The organism is Haladaptatus cibarius D43 (assembly GCF_000710615.1).
Lineage (GTDB): Archaea > Halobacteriota > Halobacteria > Halobacteriales > Haladaptataceae > Haladaptatus > Haladaptatus cibarius.
On the sequence record NZ_JDTH01000001.1, the window covers coordinates 557,673 to 577,801 of the forward strand.

Consider the following 20,129-nt stretch of genomic DNA (forward strand, 5'->3'; position numbering starts at 1 on the left):
CGCGTGGATATCCTCCTGACAAACGATGACGGCGTCGATGCCGGGGGCATCGACGCGCTCTACGACGAGCTTTCAGAAATCGTCGAGGTGACCGTCGTCGCACCTGTGGACAACCAGAGCGGTGCCGGTCGAACCAACTCGCATAAGGTTGCGGTTGACGACCACGAGCGCGGACTCGTCGTCCACGGGACGCCCTGTGACTGTGTTGCAGTCGGACTCCAAGCACTCGACCCGACGCCGGAACTCGTGGTTTCCGGATGCAATGCGGGGCCGAACTTCGGCGCGCACAAACTCGACCGCTCCGGAACCGTCGGGGCCGCGAAAGAAGCCGTCTATCTCGGCGTTCCCGGAATCGCCATCTCCGCATACGACCCTGTGGCTGGTGGCCTGCGCGAGTTCGAACGCGAGGATTTCGTCCCTCCCGCGCGGGTTGCACGCTATCTCGTAGAGAATGCGGATTCCATCGGTTCAGGGACGTATCTGAACGTCAACGCGCCGACGGTGAGAGACGATGCTCGGATTCAAATCACCCGCCCTACGCGGGATTTCGGCGTTCGAATCGAGCGAAATAGGGACGAAGACGGGTTCGCGGTCGTTGACCAGTTTTACGACCCGCTTCGCGGTGACCGCCCCGAGGAATTGGACGACCCGAAAGGAACCGACCGCCGGGCGCTGGCGGATGGAGAAATCAGCGTCTCGCCACTCGGTGTTGGTCACGAACTGAAACGAAGCGACGGGCTAGAAGGTGTTGCGGCTGAGTTCGAGCAGTAAATCGCCCACTCGTCAGCGATAGGATTTGGTCAAATCCATCCCCATCACGAAGTCCGGGTCGTCGGAGATTTTCACTCGGGCGTAGGCCGTGTCGCTGACGAACTGTGCCGTTTCGGGTATCAACACTCGCGTCCGTTCCGCACCGCGCTCCGCGGCATCGCGGGCGATTTCCGCGAACAGCGACCGTGCCGAATCCGCGTCGTCCCACGCGCCGATGGAATATTCGACCCACGTTTCGGGGTCGCCGTCTTCGTTTTCCCACTCGGATTTACGACAGACGGTCGCAAATCCTCGCACGCCGTTTTCCTGTACGACGAGAAGTTCGTTGTTTTCCGCTCTGTTCTGGAGGTCGTCGCGCGTGAGCTCCGACAGCGCCCACGACTCCTCGTAATCGAGGACGAGGCCTTCGAGATGAGTGCGGGCGTCGCTTCCCGTCCAGAACTTCCACGCCGCGTTCACGTCCTCCGTGAGCGTCATTGCCGATTCTGCGGTTGCGTCCGGTTCGGGGTGCGCCCACCTAAACTCGGTAACGGGGTCGTAGCCCGCGGCACGCGAGGAACCGAGACCGGCGACGTTCCACGAAAAGACCATGTTTCGCAGAACGGTCGCACCCTGTTCGCGCGCCCAGTCGAACAGGTCGTACGTCATGACGCTTGCGACACCCTGTTCGCGGAAGTTCGGGTTGACGCGCATTCCCTGCCCCCACGCTTCCCAGTCAGAAAGCATGACGCACTGCACGATTCCGGCGATTTCGTCGCCAGCATCCGCAACGAGGGTGTACTGATTCTCGCCGTCTATCCAGTCGTGATAGATGCGCGGGATGTAGTCCCCTCGGCCGCGGTCTGCCCACGTATCTTCGGTGAACGCGACGACGTTCTCGTAATCGTCGTGAGTGGCCTCCCTGAGTTCTATCTCGGTCACTCCCATGGCACCGACCGTTTCGAAATCTCACCCGCGACGGATTCTTGCATCGTCGTCGCCGGGTCGTCGCTGTTCGCAAGCGACCACATCAGTTTCACCTTGGCGGTGCCGGGAAGCATATCTTCGCCCTCTACGATGCCCGCGTCGAGCAGGTCGCGGCCCGTATCGTAGACGCGGTCACAGACTCGCCCCTCGATGCACTGACTGGTCATGACGACGGTCGTTCCGCCGTCCACCAGTTCGGAAATCCTGTCCGCCCAGTCGGAGTGGACGTGGCCCAAACCGGTTCCTTCGAGGACGAGGCCCGCCTTTCCGTCCGCGAGGTCGAGGGCCTCGACGCCCATCCCGGGCGTGAATTTGAGGAGTTCGACCTCACTTTCGAGGTCAGCAGAGAGAGCGAGTTCTTGTGCCCCGCGCTCGTTGTACTTTCGCCGGAAGGTGACTTCCTCGGTGTCGTAATCGACTCGCCCGAGGGGTTTCGAGCCAATCGTCTGAAACGCATCACGGCGCGAGGTGTGGTTCTTCCGAACTCGGGTTCCGCGGTGGAGCGCGCAGTTGTCGTCGCTCTCGTTTTCGTGCATACAGACCAGCACCTCGGCGCAGTCGGATTTCGCGGCTTCGACGGCACAGACCGCGTTCATCACGTTGTCCGAGGATGGGCGGTCGGCGGAGCGTTGGCTTCCCGTGAAGACGATGGGAACCGGCGTGTCGAGCATAAAGGAAAGCGCCGATGCTGTAAACTGCATCGTGTCGGTGCCGTGCATGACGACGACGCCGTCGGCACCGTTCTCGATTTCGTCGTACACTGCCCGGGCCAAATCCTGCCACACGTCGGTCGTCATGTTTTCGGACAGGATGTTAGCGACGACTCGTCCGCGGTAGTTCGCTCGCCCTGCGAGGTCGGGCACTGCACGAAGCACGTCCTTCGCGTCGAATCGCGCGGTCACGGCACCGGTTCGGTAGTCCACAGTGGACGCGATGGTTCCACCCGTGCTGATGAGCGAAATCATCGGCAGTTCGGGGTCGAACTCCACGACCGACGAGTCACTCGTCTCTCCCTCTTCGATGTCGTACACGTCGGATTCGAGCACGGCAACGTCGGCGTCGTCGCGGTCTACGCCGACGTTGTAACCGCCGTCGAGTTTGACGACGAGATTGCTCACCGTCGAGGAGGGTAGCAGTACCCCCTCGAACGTCTGTTCGGCCCGTTCGACGCGGACGCGGTCCCCTGGATTCATACCTCGGGGTAACGCGGCGTTCGACTTCAATCCACTCTTTCGGGGAAAGGCACATTACCGCCGGGCGTCAATTCGGATACATGACCCAGCGTACCCGGACGCGCGAGGCGGACGACGACCTGTCCGAAATCCTCGGCGATGCAGAAAGCGGAGAGCAGGCCGGACAGGGAGAGAGTTTCCGGAGTCGCACGAAGCGCAGGGCGGTGAACTTCTTCTCGCCGCGCTACTTCCTCCTCGCCGCCGTCGTGCTGACGATTGCGATGTTCGTCGGCGGGTTCGTCGTTCCGTTCGTGGAAAACATCGGCGGCCTTCTCGGACTGTTCGTCGCGGCGTTCGCTCTCGGTGGACTGACGAGCGAGTCGAAAACGTTAGAAACCGCGACCGGTGGACTGGTCGCCGCGGGCCTCACGCTTCTCCTCGGCAATCTCACCCTGTTGGCCGCGGGCGGAACGACTGTCGCCGCTATCGGACTCGGTGCTGGATTTCTCGTGGCCGGTCTTGGCGCGCACTTCGGCGATGACCTGCGCGACGGCCTGACCCGCGACCTGTGATTTGAAAACGTAGCTATCCCGAAAGCGTCCAGTTGTTGTCGTCTCCTTCGACGATTCCACGTTCCGCCATGCTCGTTAGATGTCGTTCGACGATGTGTTCCGGCGCGTCTGTTTCTCGACTCACGTCTCTCACGGTTTCTGCTCCCGCCGCGAGCGCGGCCAGTATTTCGGCTCGAATCCGATTCTGTCCGTTTTCGTCAACCTCCTCGCTCAACTGGTCTAAGACGTTCGTAATCCGTCCGTGAACCCATCGCTGTGCGAGCGACAGTTCGCTTTTCAAATCCTCTAAACAGTTGAGTTCTTCCGCGAGCGTGGCGATTTCCCCTGCTTCCACGTCGCTCACGGTTTCCGTGTCGTCATCTCCTTCGGGGTCGTCGGGCTGGGTTCCGTACTGAACGTTGAGCGAGAGGTACTGGCACGTGCTCACGTCTAGACTCGGACTGGCAGGATACGCGCTCTTCATATCGAACTCGTAGGGAGAAACGTCGACTTCCAATCGGAGATTTCGAGAGATGTTGAAATATTTGCGGCGCTGGTCGTCGGTTCGACTTTCGACCAATCCCGCTTCTTCGAGTTTCCGCAGGTGGTCGATGACCGCCTTCGGACTGACGCCGAGATAGTCGCTTATCTCCGTGACGTAGCAGGGTTTATGCGAAAGAAGCCGCAGGATGCGCCTGCGATTTTCATTGCCGAGTATATCGAGCAGCACAGCGGAGTCCATTCACGTCAACGGCTTGGTAACGCGAACGGAAAAGCGTGTCTCTCGCCGCGAAGCGGGATTCCGATTCACCGGAACATGGAAATCGACACATCACCGGTTAGCGAGTTGCCGGTGTTTCCGTTACCATTTCCGGCGTTCCCATTGTTTCCGCCGCCAGCGTTTCTGTTGGTACCGTTTCCGGTTCCGGCGTTCCCTGTTCCGTTTCCATTGCCGGGTGCGCTTGTGGAATTGTTCGCGTTTTCGCCCGGCACGTTCACGCTGTTGAGCGACCGAGCGACTTCAGCGACCTCGGGGCCGCCGACGTTGTTCGCCTGCCTGTCGAGTCGCTGGAGTCGGTTGACGCGGGTTCCGACCGTTTCGGCTCGTGGCTTGGTCGTATTGATCGCGTGTTGGAGCGAGCGAATGTCGCCGACGAGTTCGCTCATTCTGGCTTGATACTGGAGTCGGCTGATTTCGCTGCTGTTTCGCGCCTCGATGAGGCTCCGTTTTCGCTGTTGGAGCGCATTGAGTTCGGTTTCCAAATCTTCGGTCTGATGTCTGACGAGGGCTCGTCGCGCCGACCTGTTCTGTGTTTGGTTGAATCGGGCGACCCACAGGCCGGTATCGACGGTTCCTTTTGCTTGTGAAGTGCTGACCTGCATGAACGATGAAACTTCGGCACCGAGCGTGCTGTTGGAACTTGTCGCGTTCTGTTCGGTTTGGAAGCTGTTTGGGGAGGTATTTACGGAGGCGTCTGCTGGTGCTGTAGGTGACGGTGCGGCGGCAGTCGGCAGCGCGACGGCAAACCCGCATACTGTCAGCGTCGCCAACAGGACGGCGCGAATGGCGTTCATCAATAGCTCATTACCGTCCCGGGTTAAAAATAGGGCAATTCGTTCGTTCTGTTCACATCTCAAAACGAAAGGACGAGCGGTGAAAAGAGTGTTTAAAATACCATTAAAATGGCTCTAATCGGTCAAATACCCGTGCAGCGGCGAAGACAGATATGATCGATAAGGTGACAGTTGCAAGCGGGAGTAAAAGGCCGGGTTCGTAGCGAAGCGGCGGGTAAAACCCGAATCCGTAGTCCAACACGTCGCTTGCCAGCGCGACGACGAGCGCGGCGACCAGCGCGCCGCGCGTCGTCCGGCCGTAGTGTGGAATGAGAAATGCCTCGACGACGAACGCGAGGTGCGTGATGATGATTCCCCAGTAGTCCCAGACGGCGTTTGGGTCCCACGGCGGGCCGAAATACGCCGAAAACCCAAGGTTCAGTCCGACGAACGTCCAGAGGCCGAACTTGACGAGCCAGACGAACGCGAAGGTGTGGAGGTACGCGAGCGGAAGATTTTGCGGCGCGTCGGAAAGGCGATTGCCGAGATTTGGCAAGAGTGTCAATAGGGATGCGGTGACGAGCGCGAGCGCCATGGGTGAGTCGGCGTACAGCGGCCAGAGAAACGTGGGCACCTCCGGCATGGTTTCGACGTAAAAACGAACGCCGACGAGAATCGCAAGCGAGTTGACGAGGAGCAACCACACCAAACTCGGCGCGTTTTCGAGATAGTATCGGGCGTATCGCTCGGGAATTGCCATGTTCTTCCCGCGCAGGGAACTACTAAAAGAACTGCTGTCATCGTTCCACCACCGGAACAAATAGGATTATTTATATACTAAGTTTGCTCTTCTATATAAGAATTTTGCATAACTCCTATATAACTATTACCTCTTGTGTGTTACTGTCTACCATGTTCGAGTCGTTTTCCAGCGGGTACTACCTCGGTCGTCTGTACGTCGAACCGTCCGGGGCAGACCACGCCGTCATGTCTCGGGACGACCACGAGCGCGTGAACCAAGCCCTCTACGCCAGCGGCGACGGCGTCGAGCGAATCGACTGGCCGCTCGTGATGAAAATCGACCAGCAACATTTCTCCGTCCACGGGGAAGCGGGTGTTCCAGACCAGACCCTCGTCGTTCCGGACGACCTCCTCGAAAACACTCGGATTCGCAATCCGCCGGAACTGAAGGAGGTGCTTCTGGCGAAAGCCGACCGCGTGGAACAACTCCTTCAGTTCCAACCGCGAAATCCCGAATTTGGGCGTGGCGGTGCCGTGTAGCAGGAGCGATGCTGTAACTATCGACTTTTGAGAAGATCAGATTCGTTCGAGAGTGCGTCCTCAACCCCTCGTTAAAACGCTCATACTCCGTTTCCCGGGCTTAGTTTCCCCGACCCTGAAGCTTGTCCTCGTTCGGGATGTCGGCGTTGGCTTCGCCCTTCATGCCTGCGCCGATATCCTTGCTGATTTCCGCGAGTCGCTCCGGGTCGTCCCAGTTGTTCGTCGCCTCGACGATTGCGTTGGCCATCGCGCGTGGGTTCTCGGCTCCGAAAATTCCCGACCCGACGAAGATGCCGTCACAGCCGTGGTGCATCATGAGCGCGGCGTCTGCAGGCGTGGCGATGCCACCGGCCGCGAAGTTCACGACCGGCAGGCGACCTGCTTCTGCGGTTTCGTGAACCAGTTCTGCGGGCGCTTCGAGTTCGCGGGCAAGCATTTCGCGCTCCTCATGCGTTTTGCCTTGCAGTTCCCGAATGACGCCCTTGATCGTACGCTGGTGGTGAACCGCTTGGTTCACGTCGCCGGTTCCCGCTTCGCCCTTGGTTCGAATCATCGCCGCACCCTCGTTGATTCGTCGCAGGGCTTCGCCGAGGTTCCGCGCGCCGCAGACGAACGGTGCGGTGAACTCGCGTTTGTCGATGTGGTATTTGTCGTCCGCCGGGGTGAGCACCTCGGACTCGTCAATCATGTCCACGCCGATGGATTCGAGAATCTGGGCTTCGACCGAGTGGCCGATTCGTGACTTGCCCATCACCGGAATCGAAACTTCGTCGATGATTTCTTCCACGTCTGCCGGGTCGGCCATTCGAGCCACGCCGCCGCGCTTTCGGATGTCCGCCGGAACCGCTTCGAGCGACATGACCGCGACCGCACCCGCGTCCTCCGCGATGCGGGCCTGTTCGGGGTTCACCACGTCCATGATGACGCCGCCTTTCTGCATTCGGGCGAAGCCGCGCTTTACGAGTTCTGTCCCACGTTTGAGTTCCTCGATGTCCGTCGGTTCTGCCATGGGTGTTCGTAGCGAACGTGGGGACTTAAGCCGTACCGATTGCGGAACGTGACGTGTCGGTGTTTTTCGAGTCTGTACTTTTCAGGAGGCGTTATTTTTCTTCACCTACCGCTCGATTGGCCTTCCACATGGTTGTGCCAGCGCGCTCGCACGAATGCCGAAACGAAGTGAGGCGTGAGTGCAGTCCCGCGCTGGCGGGGAGGTGTGGGGACACTGGCGGTAGCGGGGCGGCGGCGGTTTCAGTGGAGTCGTGACTTGCCGACAACATAGCACGACCAAACGAGCGTGAGCAAATCACGACAACAAAAGACCGCTCTGCCCCGCAGACCACACCCTCCCCAACCGACTCCTTTCACGCCTTTCGGTCGCTCACGAGAATTCCGATCGTTCCCCCGCGCCGAAATTGCTTGTCTCGATTGCTCCGAAAACCACGTTGACGCGTATCGAAGCCTCTTTGGCCCGACCATTCGTGGCCGCGAGTATGACCGGCCTCCCGCCCCGAGAGAACCTTCCGTGGTACGTCGCGCCGCTTCCGAAGTGGCTGGAGGATTTCGGCCTGCGAATGGCGTGGGTCATCGTCGTCATTAACCTCGTCGGCACCGCGTTCGGGTTCTGGTACTACGGCTTTCACCCGATTCCACTCTCCGACCCGCTGATAACGTGGCAGTTCGCGGTGGAGGCTCCCGAAATGTGGCTCTTCGTCCCCGACAGCCCGGTTGCCACGCTGTTCATCGCGCTTTCGCTCGGCCTGTGGAAATTGGGACGGAACAACGAGTGGGTGAACGCCCTCGCCTTTTTCGGCTGTATCAAACTCGGTGCGTGGACGCCCTACGTGCTGGTCGCGTTCGCTGATGGATTCCTCGCGGGAACGGCTCTCCCGATGTATCTCTTTCTTTTCTTTAGCCACCTCGCCATGGTCGTGGAGGCGTTTCTCATCTATCGGTACAGCGATTTTCCGGTCGGAGCCGTCTTTGTCGCAGTACTCTGGTACGGCGTCAACGACATCGTGGACTACTTCGTTCCAATCGTCGGCACGCCACATCACACTGCGCTCCCGGCACAGGAAATACTTGCAACGGGATACAGCCATCCCTCCCCGACTCACGAAATCGCGGCGGCGGGCGCGGTTACGTTGACCCTGTTGGCGACGTTTTTGGCACTTTCGACGCGGGTAAAAAAGTTGGAACTGGCGAGCCAATAGTTCTCCGTGTGACGAATCTCGCGTTTTCGTTCCGATAAGAAACCTATTCCAAGTACGTTACAGTGCCCGAAAGTACATTTTAGTAGTCTGCAGTGTGAATAGGTACCATGCCTACCGAGCGAGACGATTCCGAGAATCTTCCAGAGACGGGGTTACACATCAAAGAAGGAACCAACGGTCGCAGGGCGATGGCCTTTCTCGCCGCAAACGACGGCCACGCGTTCACTCGGAGCGAGATACGGGACGGGACTGGAATTTCTGACGGAAGCATCGGGGCGGTACTCACACGATTAGCAGACGACGGTCTGCTTGACCATCAGGGACAGTATTGGACGCTCTCCGTGGAGGACGTGGACGAAATAGATTCGGAGGCCTTGCTCGCCGAACTTCGTGCGGAGTGGAACGAGGGCTGGTAATCTGTGTCGAACAGTTACATCTCGCTGTTCGCGGGTCGTTCCCGCTCACAATTTCGAGGCGCTTCACGCCTCGTTCGTATGCGACCGTACCCACAACTCACCGATTCGCGAGAGTCGCGTCCGGTAGGACTTTCCGTGTTCTTCCTGCTCGATGTAGCCTTTGCCACCCGGCCCAAGCCTGTCCACGTTGTAGATGACTTTCGACCGAAAACTGTCGGTGTACTCTTCGTTCAAATCGCGAGAGAGGGCTTGGGCGAGTTCGCTCACGCTCTCGAACTCGCCGTGTTCGCCGAGGGTGAATAGAATGAGTTCCTCGAACGGTTTGACGTTCGAAAACGAGGCAACCGGGAGTTCCACGATGTGTTTCCCGTCGATTTCTTTCGCGCCGATTGTCGTCCCGCGTTCGTCGAACTCCGAAAGGAGGTCGCGGGCGCTCTCCAGTCGGGTTTCGATTCGGGCCTCGTCCACGTCGCCGTCGAGGACGGACGCGAGCAGGTCGATTTCCTCGCGCAGTTCCTCCGCGAGTTCGGTTTCCAGATATTTCTCCGGGGCGGTGTAGTAGGTGTGAATCTTCTCGCGGTCGCTCTGTCGTTCGACCATGATGGAGTGGGCCGCGGTTGCGAACGCGAAACTCACCGTCCGTGGCATCGCGCTGACGTTCACCCAGACCTCTCCCCCGGCGTCAAGCTCGGCGTTAATTCGGTCGTAGGCCTGTTCGAACGCGGCGTCGTAGTCGTACACGTCTGCTAGGACGACGCGCTCCGTTTCCGCGCCGAGCAGGTTCTCGAAATCCTTGCCGAGTTTCCGGGAGAGATGGCGGGAGTATTCGACGTTGGCTTCGCTCCCGACCGCGCCTTCGAGGAGGATGACGCGGTCAACATCCAGTTGGTCGCGCACCAGGGGCGCGATGACCCGGTCGTAGTCGAACCCGACCGGAACGATGTGTGTCTGCATGCGTGTCAGTTCTCGTGAAGGCGGTTTAAACTCGTCGTGAACAGCTTTGGATAGTCGGTGGGTTTCGATTGGGACGAAAGAACGAGTATCACCATTTCTATCTGAATCGAATTGCTCTTTTCGTGTGTCGCTCACTCTCACACTGGGTGGCCGCTAGGTAATCGCGACTCCAATCAAAACCGCGACTTGGCGAGACAAGCAGTATGCGGTTTATATCTGTGTTGGTCTGTCGATAGCAAGTCACGACAACACATAACTGCTATCGTATTGGTTACGTGAATACGCTTTCTGTCTCCGCGGAAGTCACGACTACAGTGAAACCGCATCGAGCCGCATACCTCCCCAGCCGATTCCTTCACTCGCATTCGCTCGTTTCAGTCATCCCTCGCGCGGGCGACTTCAGTCGCCTTCACGCGCCATGCGGTTTGTCCTTACTTCGAAATCTTCGCAACCACTGTGGCGCGTGCGTCGGGAGGCCTGCGGGACGCCCGCAGGCCTCCTGATTACCGCGCGAGGGGTGACCGAGCGACGAAGGAGCGAAGGAGTCGGTTGGGGAGGTGTGTGGCAGACGAGATTTCTGCGAAATCTCGCTGGCGAACGGCAAAGCCGTGAGCGCGGTGCGGGGCGGTTGCGGTTCCACTGGAGTCGTGATTACCTAGCGCCATTCTCGTAAAAAGAGTAAACCTAGCGCAGTTGTGGAACTGAATGATTTTCGTACAACGAACACTGCAGAAAACGATTCGTGCTAGTCGGCGTGGAGGTCGAAGTACAGGTTTCGATCCTCATCTGGCGCGGGCGACGTAACCGCCGAAACCGAGATAGTCAGCACCAATCCGATGACCATTCCGACGACCGAAGCCAGCCACCCGGCGTAACTGCTGGGAATGAACGGCAAAAACACACTTGCGAGATAGAACGCCTGACTGCCGACGATGCCGACTAACATCCCGGTTCGCGTCACGCGCGACCAGTACAGCGCGACGATGACGGGAAGCGCGAGTTGGGCGAATCCGCCGAAGGCAGTCGAGCCAATCGTCGTAATCGCTTTCGGCGAATACAGACTGGCGACGAACGCCGCGATTGCGAAGACGGCGACGCCGATTCGTCCGAGGGTATCCTCCCAACTGCTACTCGCATCGGGATTGATGAACGGGCGGTAGAGGTCGCGGGTGAAGTAGGACGACCCGGAGAGAAGCATCGAGTCGGACGAAGACATCATGGCGGCCATCGCACCCGCGATGACAAGCGCGGCGAACCACGCCGGGGCGTACTCTGCGAGCAGGATGGAGAGAACGTTTCCGTTCTCCGGCACGTTGATTGGCAGGCCGCGCGCCCACGCGCCGAGCATGAACGCCGGGACGAATAGCAGAACGACCAGAATCGGCCAGAGCGAGAACGTGCGCTTCAGCACTTTCTTCGACCCCGCGACGAAGAATCGCTGGTTGACCTGCGGGAACATTGCGACACCGAACGCGATGCCGATTGCCTGCGAGAGCATCCACTGCGGGGAGTATCGCCCGCCTCCGAGCGAGAGGAACTCGGGATTCGATTCGGCGAGGCGCGCGGTTGCGGAACCCATGCCGCCCAGTTCGGTTAGCACCCAGAGCGCAGCGACCCAGACCATCACGAGCATGAAGACGCCTTGGAGGGTGTCCGTCCATGCAATCCCGCGCATTCCCGCGAGGACGACGTAGGCAATCATGAACACCGTCACGATGCCCGCACCCATCGCGTAGGAGAGTTCGCCACCTGTCAGGGCTTCCAGCGCGGTTCCGGCCCCGACCTGCTGGAGCATCACGTAGGGGAACAACCAAAATAGGCTGATTGCGGCGACGAGGCCGCGGAGCAGGGGCGACCCGAATCGGTCGCCGAGCATCTCGCCGAGCGTGACGTAGCCGTGTTTGCGTCCGAGTAGCCACTGTTTGTAGCCGATGACGTACCACAGCACGGCGAATAGGATGCCGTCCATGAGGCCCATCACGAGAATCCACTCTGGCCCGGAACCGTAGGCCGTGTTCGGCCCGCCGAAGAACGTGAACGCGGACAGCAGGGTCGCAAACGTCGTGAACAGCAAAACGACGGTGCCGAGGGTTCGACTGGCGAGATAGTAGTCCTCCGCGCTTCGGTCGGTCAGTCGATACGCCAGTAGGCCGACGAGCAACGAGAGAGCAAGATAGCCGCCGACGATTCCTACCTGAAGCGTCGTTTCGTTCATACGCCCTCCTCGATACCGAGTCCCCACGCTCGGTCTGCGAACAGTTTGAATACGAACGACGCAACAACCATCCAGCCGATGTGCCACCAGAGCCACACCGGCAATCCATACAGTACCTGCCCGTCACCCCAGAGGAACCACGGAATCGTCAGCGCGATGAGCAGCGCGAAGACGACCACCCAACCGATTCGTGCGGAGTTGTTCATCATCGTCCCAGATGTTTGACTATACGGTGATAAATGTTACTAACTGTGTTCGAAGATACTTTTCGAAGAAAATTTCTCTTCAATAGTCGGCCTATCCCCTACCGGGAACAACGATTAACTCTCTCGAAACTCCACAACCAACATGACTCGAACTGCGATTCAGTTGTACTCCCTCCGCGAACTGGACGAATCGCTCTCCGACCTGCTCGCCCGTGTCGGCGAAACAGAGTTTGACGGCGTGGAGTTCGCGGGATTGGACGACGCCAACCCCGCGGACGTGGCGGATGCACTCGATACCGCCGAACTCGGTGTTGCGGGGGCACACGTCCCGTTCGAGGAACTCGAAGCGAATCCGGCGGACGTGGTCGAAACCTACCGCAAAATTGGATGCCATCGACTCGTCGTGCCGTATCTCGACGAATCGCATTTCGACAGCGAGGAATCGGCAGTCGAAACCGCACACCGACTGGACGACCTCGCGGAGCGAGTGGCGGAAGCTGGTGCGGAGCTTTCCTATCACAACCACGACCACGAGTTTGTCGAAATAGGCGACAGAACAGCCTTCGACGCCTTCATCGCGGAATCGGACCTGAACGTCGAACTCGACGTTGGCTGGGTCGCGGCCCGCGGCTGCGACCCGACTTCGCTCCTCGACTGCCTTTCGGGGCGCACTCCCTTGGTGCATCTGAAAGACACCGCCGATGGCGTCCCGGTCGAACTCGGCGACGGCGACGTGGACATGGAAGCCTGCGCCGACACTGCGCGCAGTGTCGGCGCGGAGTGGCTGGTGTACGAACACGATTCTCCGGACGACCCGGAAGCGTCACTTCTCCACGGTGCCGAACGTCTTACAGAACTGAACGAACGTCCATGAATATTAGTTATCGCCGCGTATTTCACGACGGTTTTGGGTGAAAAATAACTACAAAATCACGCCAGCGAACGACGGTGACGACAGCTATTTCAGCACTCAAGCGCCACAATGAGACGTATCCATGGTACGGTTCATGGACGCATCACAATCACGCCCCGCACAGGGGCAGTTCATCACTCATGGACGATACAGCGAAATACCTCATTCACGCAGACATTACCGCCGACGGGGTGGTAGAGCGGAGTGACGTCGTCGGCGCGATATTCGGGCAGACCGAGGGACTGCTGGGCGACGACCTCGATTTGCGAGACCTCCAGCAGTCCTCTAAAGTCGGCCGAATCGACGTTCGCATCGAGAGCGAACACGGCCAATCGTTCGGCACCGTCACCATCGCCAGCAGTCTCGACAAAGTCGAGACGGCGATTTTGGCGGCCTCGCTCGAAACGATAGAGCGCGTCGGCCCGTGTCGCTCCAGCGTCAGCATCGCCAACATCGAAGACGTTCGCACCGCAAAACGCCGGGAAGTCGTTGACCGCGCGAAGGAACTGCTGTCGTCGTCGTTCGACGACGACGTGATGACCAGTCGGGAAATTCTGTCGGAAGTCCGCCAGAGCGTCCGCGTCGAGGACATCACGGAGTACGAAGGCTTCCCCGCCGGGCCGAACGTCACGAACAGCGACGCGATTATCGTCGTGGAGGGTCGCGCAGACGTGTTGACTCTCCTCCGATACGGCGTGAAAAACGCTATCGCGGTGGAGGGAACGAACGTTCCCGATGTCGTCGCCGACCTCACGCAGGAGCGCACGACCACTGCGTTTCTCGACGGCGACCGCGGCGGCGACCTCATCCTGAAGGAACTCGAACAGGTGGGCGACATCGACTACGTCGCCGTCGCCCCGCCCGGAAAATCGGTCGAAGACCTCTCCCGCGACGAGGTGATGTCCTCCCTCCGGAAGAAACAGAGCCTCGACCGATTCGAACAGGGCGACACCGAGTTTGCCGCCGCGACCGACGGAAGCGCACGCCCCGCACCCGAAAGCGACGAGAGCGATACGGAACGTCCGACGGAACCCACAATCGCGAGCGTGGAGAACGGCGACGTCGAAAACGGCGAGAACGTTTCCGATACCGAAGACGACCCCGTCGAAACGATGACCGACGCGACGGAAATCGAGTCCGAAAACGGAGACGGCGGAGAAACGGCGGACGACTCGCCCGCGGGCGAGTCGTCTGTGGAACCCGACCTCGAAACGGAATCCGAACCGGCGTCCGAATCCGCCGACACCGAACCGAAATCCACCGCCGAAACCGAATCCCCGTCGCAACCTGACTCCGAACCCGACACCGAGTCCTCGAAACCAACGACGCTTCGCGGCCACACGCAAACCGTCATCGACGGCGAATCCGAAACGGTGCGACTGCTCGATTCGGAGTTTGAAGTCACAGCGGAAGCACCCGCCGACGAAACGTTCGACCTAATCGAACGTGCGGAAACCGTCCCAGCCACGGTCGTTTTCGATGGAACGCTCGACCAGCGCATCCTCGACGTGTCGGCCCAGCGCGGCGTCGAACAAATCGTCGCCCGCGACGAAGGCGAGTTCGTCAAAAAGCCGACGACGGTTCGTATCCTGACCGCGGACAGATTTTAAAGGATTTTTCGGAACACCAACGCTGTTCCGCCGTCGGCGTAGTAGTCCGATTCTTCGCACCACAGTTCGAATCCCACCGATTCGTACAATGTTTGAGCCGACTCGTTTTCCTCGTGAACCGTGATCGAAACGTGGCCACAGCCTCGGTTTTTCGCAACTTCGATTGCGGTTTCCAACAATCCCGTCGCCCGACCTTCTCGGCGGTGTGACGGTTCTATCACCAGTTCCGCGATATAGGCATCGTCGGAAGCCATCTGCAGGACGTAACCGACTGGGCGACCCTCGGCGGTCGAAACGAAGACGGAAGCGATACCCGAAAGTGCGGTTTCGAGCAACTGGGGCGTCGGTTCTGGAAGCCATGCTCGTATTTGTTGGAGGCGAGGAAGGTCGTCGGAAGTGGCCTCTCGAATCACGCCGGAAGACCCGCGAGAAGCGCGAGGCCAGCACCCAACAGCGCGCCGGAGAGGGTGGCGAGGAAGTTGACGCTCTGGTTGCCGATTTTGTCGCCTTCGATGGTCGCGCCGAGGAGGCTATCGACGGTCATGCCGCCGATTCCGGCCAGCGCAATGACGCCGCCGCCGAGGAGGCCAATCGAATCGAACAGCAGGACGGCGATGAGTGCGACGACGCTCGCGCCGAGGGCACCGGCCAGTTCGCCCTGCCACGTGACGCCGCCGTCGGTTCCCGGTTCGACGCGCCTGAGTGTCGTAATGAGTCGCGGATTGTCGAAGACGCCGCCGATTTCGCTCGACAGGGTGTCGCTCATCGCGGTTGCGATGCTCCCCGCGAACGCGAACAGGAAAACGGTGCTGGCGACCGGCAGGCGGTCGCTGGCGGCGAAGGCCAGCACCGCAAACAGCGCGACTGCGGCGTTGCCGAGGACGTTTCCGCCGCCGCGTGCGCCTTCGTTGGCTTCCGCCACGCCGTTCTTTCGTTTCTGCTCGTAGCGGAACTTCGTGGACAGCGCCCCCAGCGCGAAAAAGGAGATGAGAACGGCGAACCACGGATAGCCGCCGAGGACGATGGTGAGCAGTGCGAGGAGGACGCCGGTCAACATTCCAGTAACCGAGGCGGTGTCGAGCGCCCACGAGATGTAGCCGAATCCGGCGGTAATCGCAATCGCCAGTCCGACTTCGAGCGGCGTTACCGTCACGGTCAGGTCGGCGAACAACCAGAGGAGGAGTGCCACCGAAAACATCACAAGCGGGTCGTCACGCTCGAACAGGACGGAGCGAAGCAGTCCGGCCAACAGCGCGCCGCTCGCGGCGAGGAAGATGATGATGGGAACCAACGAATCCACCGGCGCGCCGCTGATTTGCAGGACGATGATTTGTGCGACGATAGCCGCAACGAATCCGCCGAGGGTGAACCCAGTCGTCGCGGTAATCGCGGTGTTGTTCCACGAACGGGCGACTTGCTCGGCGAGGTTCCCGTAGACGAGCAGACAGACGGCGGCGATGAATACGCGCGTCGGAAGGCCGACGAGCATGACGAGCATGGCGAGTCCCGCGGTTGCGAAGGAGAACGCGGCGAGGCCGCGGAGTCTCCCTTCACTGCGGTCGCTGGGGCGTGCGAACAGTTCAAACACGACTCCGTCGTCTACGACGAGCGAGAGCGCCCCGATTGCGGCGAACAGCGCGGCCACGCCCGCCACCAGTACCGACCCAACGAGGGTTAGCGTTCCGAGTACCGCGAACGCCGCCGCCCGCCGAATGCTCGTGGTCACGATGTGGATTTTCGGGGACGAACACTTAATCCTCCCGAACGGAGGATGGCGTGACGTTTAAGAGACGATAGCGGCAATTTCGGGCCAGTGGGAGTTTACGACCAGTACCTCACGGCTCGCGTCCGCCGCCACGGGGCCGACCCGCCGAGTCACATTGCCGTCGTCATCACCGAACGCGACCTGCTGGAGCAGGGCGCGTACGAAACGCTCGAATCATTTTTTGACTGGGCGTTCGACCACGGCGCAAAGCGTGTTACTATTTACGTGAGCGTTCTCGACTCCGGCGCAGTGCCGACCCTCCAGCGAGAACTCGAAAACGTTCGCGCCCCCCGAGAAATCGCGGTGCGCGGCCCGGACGACCTCACGCCCGCCGACGCCCCGATTCAAGTGAGTATCGGACTCGGCGGCAAAAGCGAGTTCGCGGAAGCGGTACGGGCGGTTGCGGAGGACGTGGAATCCGGCGACGTGTCCGCAGACGAGGTGGACGAGTCGGCAATCGAATCGAGACTGGTGTTTCCGACTGACCCCGATTTAGTCATCAAAACCGGCGCGGAACGCCTCTCGGATTTCATGATTTGGCAGTCGGTGTACTCGGAACTGTACTTTACCGACGTGAACTGGCGGGATTTCCGCCGGCGCGACTATCTGCGGGCAATGTTGGATTACAAGAATCGACAGCGACGGTTTGGTCGGTAAGCGAAGACATCCTATCGAGCGCGGTTTCCAACTCACTATCGAAAGGTTCGCCTATCCCGACTACGCCCGCCCTGACCCATTTTACGCGCATAATTACGAAATAGCGGACGACAGTTGTCCCGAAGGAATGGCAACTCAGCGCGACGGAACGACCAGACGAAACTATCTTCGAGTCGCCGGGGTCGCGCTGGCAACCGCAGTCGCTGGATGCAACAGTATCTCGGAACCGAGCAAACAATCGGTTCTCGCCCCGTATCGTAACCGATTCGAGACGGTCGTAGACCTCGGACGGACGGACGCGGATAGCACTGGTGTCGAACCGGTCGATTCGGTCGTTACCCGTGCGATGCACGACGACACACTACTTTATTTCCCCCCCGGAACCTACCGACTCTCGAACCTCGACCTTTCGGGCTATTCGAACTGCGGACTCGTCGGAAATCGAGCAACCTTGCAAGTTCCGCCGTCCGAACAGGGAAACTGGATGTACGGCGAATCGGTTCGTAACCTTCTGTTCGACGGGTTTACCTTTGACTACACGGCACCGACCGCGGCTCCCGTCGTCGCGTTCTCGGTCGCTGGCCGAAAGAACGTCCTGCGAAACTTGCAGTTCAAAGGAAGTCGCGAAGCGTATCCGCGTAGTGCCCTCGAACTCGAAGTTCCCGAGCGGTCGGCGTCACTGCTCGTCGATTCCCTCGATATGCGCGGCGGGTCGCGGAATGGAAACGCGATTTTCACGCACACAGGAGACGGGTCGCTGCAATTCGTGGACTGCCGCATCGAACACTGGGCGGAAGGTCTGTACGCCTCTCCGCATTCCGGCCCGCTGGTGGTTCGGGGCGGAATTTACGCGAACAACGGCATCGACCAGATTCGAATCGGCGGCGGAACCAGCGGTGCACGGGTGAAGGACGCGACCGTTCGCGTGAACAACCCGCGAAATCCGAAGGCAAAGCCGAACATGCGCGGCATTTGGTTGGAGGAGGGCACGAACGCAGTCATCGAGGATTGCACCGTCGAGATTACGGATTTGTCCGGAACCTACAGTTCCGGCGGAGTCGTGGTCGAAAAGCAGTTCGGGAGCGCGACAATCAGGAACACGACGATTCAGACGAACCAGAGCGTCCCGGCCATCAACATCCGCACGCCGACCACCGAATACGACCCGGAAACGATGCCGAGTATGAATCGGCTTCCGTCGAACACTCACGTCACCTGCAAAAACGTCTCGATGTACGGAACCGCCCCAGAGGGAACCGCGGTTTTGCTCGCGGGACGAGATGGATGCAGATTCGAACAGATTTCCGTTCAGCACCATTTCGGCACTCGGGACGGAATCACCATCAAGGACGGCCGGGGGACGAAAATTCACGACGCTCGGTTGCGGGTTCGCGGTACGCCAATCGTCGCGCCGGGTTTGACGCCAATGACGCGAAATATAAAGACGGACGGAATCGGTTCGCTGTCGCAGTTGGGTGAATCGGTGTACGACGCTATTTGATGGAGTTGGACTCCTCAGTCCGTCGTCCGCTCTTCGCTCTCCAACTCATCCATCGAAACCCCATCCGGCACGTATTCCCTAAATTTGCGAATAATCGAGCGGGCCTCGTCCAGTTCCACACCGCCGATTGCCCGAACCAGTGCTACCGCGCGTTGGACTTTCGCCTGATGGAACGACTGCTCGCGGGATTCGTAGGTTCTCACTGCGCGCAGAAAGTCGATTTTCGAGAACTCGGGCCAGTAGGGCGTACAGAAGAAGACGGCGGCCTCGTTGCCGTTTGCGTGCCACGGGAGGAAGTTGCTGGTTCGCTCGTCGCCGCCGGTTCGGATGATGAGGTCGACGTCGCGAAGCGGGCGGTCGTAGAGCCGCGATTCGATGGTTTCGACCGAAATCTCCGTCGGGGAAAGGTCGCCGGATTCGACTTCGCGGGCCACGTCGCGGGCCGCGCCGAGGAGTTCGTTTCTGCCGCCGTAGGCCAGCGCGATGTTGAGGACGAAGTTGTCGTAGTCGCGCGTCTGTCCCTCGGCGTAGTCCACTGCTTTTCGGACGCGGGCGGGGAGTTCCCCTACGTCGCCGATGGCACGGATACAGACGCCGCTGTCGTGGACGCGCTCGGCATCGGCGAACTCGTACAGCTTGCTCTCAAGCAGGTCGAACAGGGCCTCGCGTTGGTCTTTCGGACGGTCGAAATTCTCGGTCGAAAAAGTGTACAGCGTCAGTTCCTCGACGCCGATGTCCTCACACCAGTCGAGGACGCGCTCGGTCGTTTTCGCGCCTTCGCGGTGACCGTCGGAGGCCTCTTCGCCTTTTTTTGTGGCGTAGCGCCGGTTTCCGTCTTGAATGACTGCGACGTGGGTGGGAGCCCCCGAGATGGTTCGCCGCAGATGTCGCTCGTACGCTGTTTCCAACTGTCGCCGAACCCGCGTCAACATCGTCTTGTTCTCTCTCACTCACCCGACTGGTATCAGCCTTGTCTTCCGAACGACGCTGATGCTTTCATTTGCAACGCATTGTGTTCACAATGTGCTCGGGAACTTGCATACCTTTTTAACGATAGAATCACTCTGGGAGAATGCAATGGCGAAAGGTACGGTTGACTTCTTCAACGAGACCGGTGGTTACGGATTTATTGAAACAGACGACGAAGACGAAGACGTGTTCTTCCACATGGAAGACGTTGGCGGCCCAGACCTCGAAGAGGGCCAAGAAGTCGAGTTCGACATCGAACAGGCTGACAAAGGTCCACGCGCGACCAACGTCACGCGCCTGTAAGTACGGTATCGGAAGCGATTACTTCTCGCGGGAGTGTACACTGCCGCGCGAAAACCACAATTTTTGAGCGGTGTCTGTGGCCGTGAGTCACGCGGTCAACCGTAGGTCGTATAAC

Annotated in this window: 23 protein-coding genes; 10 read left to right on the forward strand and 13 right to left on the reverse strand. The window is 59.7% G+C overall.

The genetic code is table 11. The features are described from left to right. Positions 1-3: 3 nt before the first annotated feature. Positions 4-771: a 5'/3'-nucleotidase SurE gene (gene surE / locus HL45_RS02905; protein ID WP_049969596.1), complete on the forward strand. Its 768-nt coding sequence runs from the start codon at positions 4-6 to the stop codon at positions 769-771. A gap of 12 nt (positions 772-783) precedes the next feature. On the opposite strand, the gene HL45_RS02910 is transcribed toward surE, so the two are convergent. Then, the gene (locus HL45_RS02910; RefSeq protein ID WP_394324782.1) at positions 784-1,692 is read right to left on the reverse strand and encodes a GNAT family N-acetyltransferase; all 909 of its coding nucleotides are present in this window, start codon (positions 1,690-1,692) and stop codon (positions 784-786) included. Further along, positions 1,689-2,930: a Glu-tRNA(Gln) amidotransferase subunit GatD gene (gene gatD, locus HL45_RS02915; RefSeq protein WP_049969598.1), complete on the reverse strand. Its 1,242-nt coding sequence runs from the start codon at positions 2,928-2,930 to the stop codon at positions 1,689-1,691. The genes HL45_RS02910 and gatD overlap by 4 nt, the downstream gene beginning before the upstream one ends. 80 nt (positions 2,931-3,010) lie before the next feature. Between gatD and HL45_RS02920 the strand changes: the two genes are divergently transcribed. Further along, on the forward strand, positions 3,011-3,481 hold the full coding sequence (locus tag HL45_RS02920) for a hypothetical protein (RefSeq protein WP_049969599.1): 471 nt from the start codon (positions 3,011-3,013) through the stop codon (positions 3,479-3,481). 13 nt (positions 3,482-3,494) lie between these two features. Here the strand turns inward: HL45_RS02920 and HL45_RS02925 are convergent, their stop codons facing one another. From HL45_RS02925 to HL45_RS02935, 3 genes are all read right to left on the reverse strand, one after another. Beyond that, positions 3,495-4,202 carry a metalloregulator ArsR/SmtB family transcription factor gene (locus HL45_RS02925; protein WP_049969600.1) on the reverse strand — a complete coding sequence of 236 codons (708 nt, stop codon included), beginning with the start codon at positions 4,200-4,202 and terminating at the stop codon, positions 3,495-3,497. Between the two features lie 65 nt (positions 4,203-4,267). Next, positions 4,268-5,035: a DUF7096 domain-containing protein gene (locus HL45_RS02930; protein WP_049969601.1), complete on the reverse strand. Its 768-nt coding sequence runs from the start codon at positions 5,033-5,035 to the stop codon at positions 4,268-4,270. 103 nt (positions 5,036-5,138) lie between these two features. Next, a complete protein-coding gene (locus HL45_RS02935) occupies positions 5,139-5,774 on the reverse strand; it encodes a DUF1405 domain-containing protein (protein WP_049969602.1) in 636 nt (211 codons plus the stop codon). 152 nt (positions 5,775-5,926) lie between these two features. Between HL45_RS02935 and HL45_RS02940 the strand changes: the two genes are divergently transcribed. After that, positions 5,927-6,295 (forward strand): DUF5802 family protein, encoded by a 369-nt coding sequence (locus HL45_RS02940; protein ID WP_049969603.1) that lies wholly within the window; start codon positions 5,927-5,929, stop codon positions 6,293-6,295. 100 nt (positions 6,296-6,395) lie between these two features. On the opposite strand, the gene pdxS is transcribed toward HL45_RS02940, so the two are convergent. Beyond that, the gene (gene pdxS / locus HL45_RS02945; protein ID WP_049969604.1) at positions 6,396-7,304 is read right to left on the reverse strand and encodes a pyridoxal 5'-phosphate synthase lyase subunit PdxS; all 909 of its coding nucleotides are present in this window, start codon (positions 7,302-7,304) and stop codon (positions 6,396-6,398) included. Positions 7,305-7,785: 481 nt separating this feature from the next. On the opposite strand from pdxS, the gene HL45_RS02950 reads away from it, so the two are divergent. Both HL45_RS02950 and HL45_RS02955 read left to right on the forward strand, forming a co-directional pair. Then, the gene (locus tag HL45_RS02950; protein ID WP_049969606.1) at positions 7,786-8,505 is read left to right on the forward strand and encodes a DUF1405 domain-containing protein; all 720 of its coding nucleotides are present in this window, start codon (positions 7,786-7,788) and stop codon (positions 8,503-8,505) included. A gap of 107 nt (positions 8,506-8,612) precedes the next feature. Continuing rightward, positions 8,613-8,921 carry a MarR family transcriptional regulator gene (locus tag HL45_RS02955; protein ID WP_049969607.1) on the forward strand — a complete coding sequence of 103 codons (309 nt, stop codon included), beginning with the start codon at positions 8,613-8,615 and terminating at the stop codon, positions 8,919-8,921. A 63-nt stretch (positions 8,922-8,984) separates the two neighbouring features. On the opposite strand, the gene HL45_RS02960 is transcribed toward HL45_RS02955, so the two are convergent. From HL45_RS02960 to HL45_RS02970, 4 genes are all read right to left on the reverse strand, one after another. Then, a complete protein-coding gene (locus HL45_RS02960; protein WP_049969608.1) occupies positions 8,985-9,875 on the reverse strand; it encodes an HFX_2341 family transcriptional regulator in 891 nt (296 codons plus the stop codon). 503 nt (positions 9,876-10,378) lie between these two features. Further along, entirely contained in the window at positions 10,379-10,540 is a 162-nt protein-coding gene (locus HL45_RS20700) for a hypothetical protein (protein ID WP_158413653.1), read from the reverse strand. An 80-nt stretch (positions 10,541-10,620) separates the two neighbouring features. Then, positions 10,621-12,090, reverse strand: coding sequence for a sodium:solute symporter family protein (locus HL45_RS02965; protein ID WP_049969609.1), 1,470 nt, complete (start codon positions 12,088-12,090; stop codon positions 10,621-10,623). Continuing rightward, a complete protein-coding gene (locus HL45_RS02970; protein WP_049969610.1) occupies positions 12,087-12,299 on the reverse strand; it encodes a DUF3311 domain-containing protein in 213 nt (70 codons plus the stop codon). Before HL45_RS02970 ends, HL45_RS02965 begins: the two co-directional genes overlap by 4 nt. Before the next feature lie 139 nt (positions 12,300-12,438). Between HL45_RS02970 and HL45_RS02975 the strand changes: the two genes are divergently transcribed. Together HL45_RS02975 and dnaG are read left to right on the forward strand one after the other, a co-directional pair. Continuing rightward, the gene (locus HL45_RS02975; protein WP_049969611.1) at positions 12,439-13,170 is read left to right on the forward strand and encodes a sugar phosphate isomerase/epimerase family protein; all 732 of its coding nucleotides are present in this window, start codon (positions 12,439-12,441) and stop codon (positions 13,168-13,170) included. Positions 13,171-13,349: 179 nt separating this feature from the next. Next, on the forward strand, positions 13,350-14,819 hold the full coding sequence (gene dnaG, locus HL45_RS02980) for a DNA primase DnaG (protein WP_049969612.1): 1,470 nt from the start codon (positions 13,350-13,352) through the stop codon (positions 14,817-14,819). Here the strand turns inward: dnaG and HL45_RS02985 are convergent. Together HL45_RS02985 and HL45_RS02990 are read right to left on the reverse strand one after the other, a co-directional pair. Next, entirely contained in the window at positions 14,816-15,232 is a 417-nt protein-coding gene (locus HL45_RS02985) for a GNAT family N-acetyltransferase (RefSeq protein WP_049969614.1), read from the reverse strand. The genes dnaG and HL45_RS02985 overlap by 4 nt on opposite strands. Continuing rightward, positions 15,229-16,545, reverse strand: coding sequence for a DUF92 domain-containing protein (locus HL45_RS02990; RefSeq protein WP_049969615.1), 1,317 nt, complete (start codon positions 16,543-16,545; stop codon positions 15,229-15,231). Before HL45_RS02990 ends, HL45_RS02985 begins: the two co-directional genes overlap by 4 nt. Positions 16,546-16,632: 87 nt before the next feature. Between HL45_RS02990 and HL45_RS02995 the strand changes: the two genes are divergently transcribed. Next, entirely contained in the window at positions 16,633-17,241 is a 609-nt protein-coding gene (locus HL45_RS02995; protein WP_049969616.1) for an undecaprenyl diphosphate synthase family protein, read from the forward strand. After that, entirely contained in the window at positions 17,231-18,742 is a 1,512-nt protein-coding gene (locus tag HL45_RS03000; RefSeq protein ID WP_233274671.1) for a right-handed parallel beta-helix repeat-containing protein, read from the forward strand. Before HL45_RS02995 ends, HL45_RS03000 begins: the two co-directional genes overlap by 11 nt. A gap of 14 nt (positions 18,743-18,756) precedes the next feature. Here the strand turns inward: HL45_RS03000 and uppS are convergent, their stop codons facing one another. Then, the gene (uppS, locus tag HL45_RS03005) at positions 18,757-19,674 is read right to left on the reverse strand and encodes a polyprenyl diphosphate synthase (protein WP_049969618.1); all 918 of its coding nucleotides are present in this window, start codon (positions 19,672-19,674) and stop codon (positions 18,757-18,759) included. Positions 19,675-19,819: 145 nt separating this feature from the next. Between uppS and HL45_RS03010 the strand changes: the two genes are divergently transcribed. Next, a complete protein-coding gene (locus tag HL45_RS03010; RefSeq protein WP_049969619.1) occupies positions 19,820-20,014 on the forward strand; it encodes a cold-shock protein in 195 nt (64 codons plus the stop codon). Positions 20,015-20,129: the final 115 nt, after the last annotated feature.

What these genes read in the sequence shown, in the direction of transcription:
- HL45_RS20700 (WP_158413653.1), bottom strand. Translation starts at nt 10,540, where the DNA reads ATGGCGCTAGGTAATCACGACTCCAGTGGAACCGCAACCGCCCCGCAC.
- HL45_RS02950 (WP_049969606.1), top strand. Translation starts at nt 7,786, where the DNA reads ATGACCGGCCTCCCGCCCCGAGAGAACCTTCCGTGGTACGTCGCGCCG.
- HL45_RS02955 (WP_049969607.1), top strand. Translation starts at nt 8,613, where the DNA reads ATGCCTACCGAGCGAGACGATTCCGAGAATCTTCCAGAGACGGGGTTA.
- HL45_RS02935 (WP_049969602.1), bottom strand. Translation starts at nt 5,774, where the DNA reads ATGGCAATTCCCGAGCGATACGCCCGATACTATCTCGAAAACGCGCCG.
- HL45_RS02975 (WP_049969611.1), top strand. Translation starts at nt 12,439, where the DNA reads ATGACTCGAACTGCGATTCAGTTGTACTCCCTCCGCGAACTGGACGAA.
- HL45_RS02965 (WP_049969609.1), bottom strand. Translation starts at nt 12,090, where the DNA reads ATGAACGAAACGACGCTTCAGGTAGGAATCGTCGGCGGCTATCTTGCT.
- dnaG (WP_049969612.1), top strand. Translation starts at nt 13,350, where the DNA reads ATGGACGATACAGCGAAATACCTCATTCACGCAGACATTACCGCCGAC.
- uppS (WP_049969618.1), bottom strand. Translation starts at nt 19,674, where the DNA reads ATGTTGACGCGGGTTCGGCGACAGTTGGAAACAGCGTACGAGCGACAT.
- HL45_RS02930 (WP_049969601.1), bottom strand. Translation starts at nt 5,035, where the DNA reads ATGAACGCCATTCGCGCCGTCCTGTTGGCGACGCTGACAGTATGCGGG.
- HL45_RS02970 (WP_049969610.1), bottom strand. Translation starts at nt 12,299, where the DNA reads ATGATGAACAACTCCGCACGAATCGGTTGGGTGGTCGTCTTCGCGCTG.
- gatD (WP_049969598.1), bottom strand. Translation starts at nt 2,930, where the DNA reads ATGAATCCAGGGGACCGCGTCCGCGTCGAACGGGCCGAACAGACGTTC.
- HL45_RS03010 (WP_049969619.1), top strand. Translation starts at nt 19,820, where the DNA reads ATGGCGAAAGGTACGGTTGACTTCTTCAACGAGACCGGTGGTTACGGA.
- HL45_RS02920 (WP_049969599.1), top strand. Translation starts at nt 3,011, where the DNA reads ATGACCCAGCGTACCCGGACGCGCGAGGCGGACGACGACCTGTCCGAA.
- HL45_RS02940 (WP_049969603.1), top strand. Translation starts at nt 5,927, where the DNA reads ATGTTCGAGTCGTTTTCCAGCGGGTACTACCTCGGTCGTCTGTACGTC.
- HL45_RS02925 (WP_049969600.1), bottom strand. Translation starts at nt 4,202, where the DNA reads ATGGACTCCGCTGTGCTGCTCGATATACTCGGCAATGAAAATCGCAGG.
- HL45_RS02960 (WP_049969608.1), bottom strand. Translation starts at nt 9,875, where the DNA reads ATGCAGACACACATCGTTCCGGTCGGGTTCGACTACGACCGGGTCATC.
- pdxS (WP_049969604.1), bottom strand. Translation starts at nt 7,304, where the DNA reads ATGGCAGAACCGACGGACATCGAGGAACTCAAACGTGGGACAGAACTC.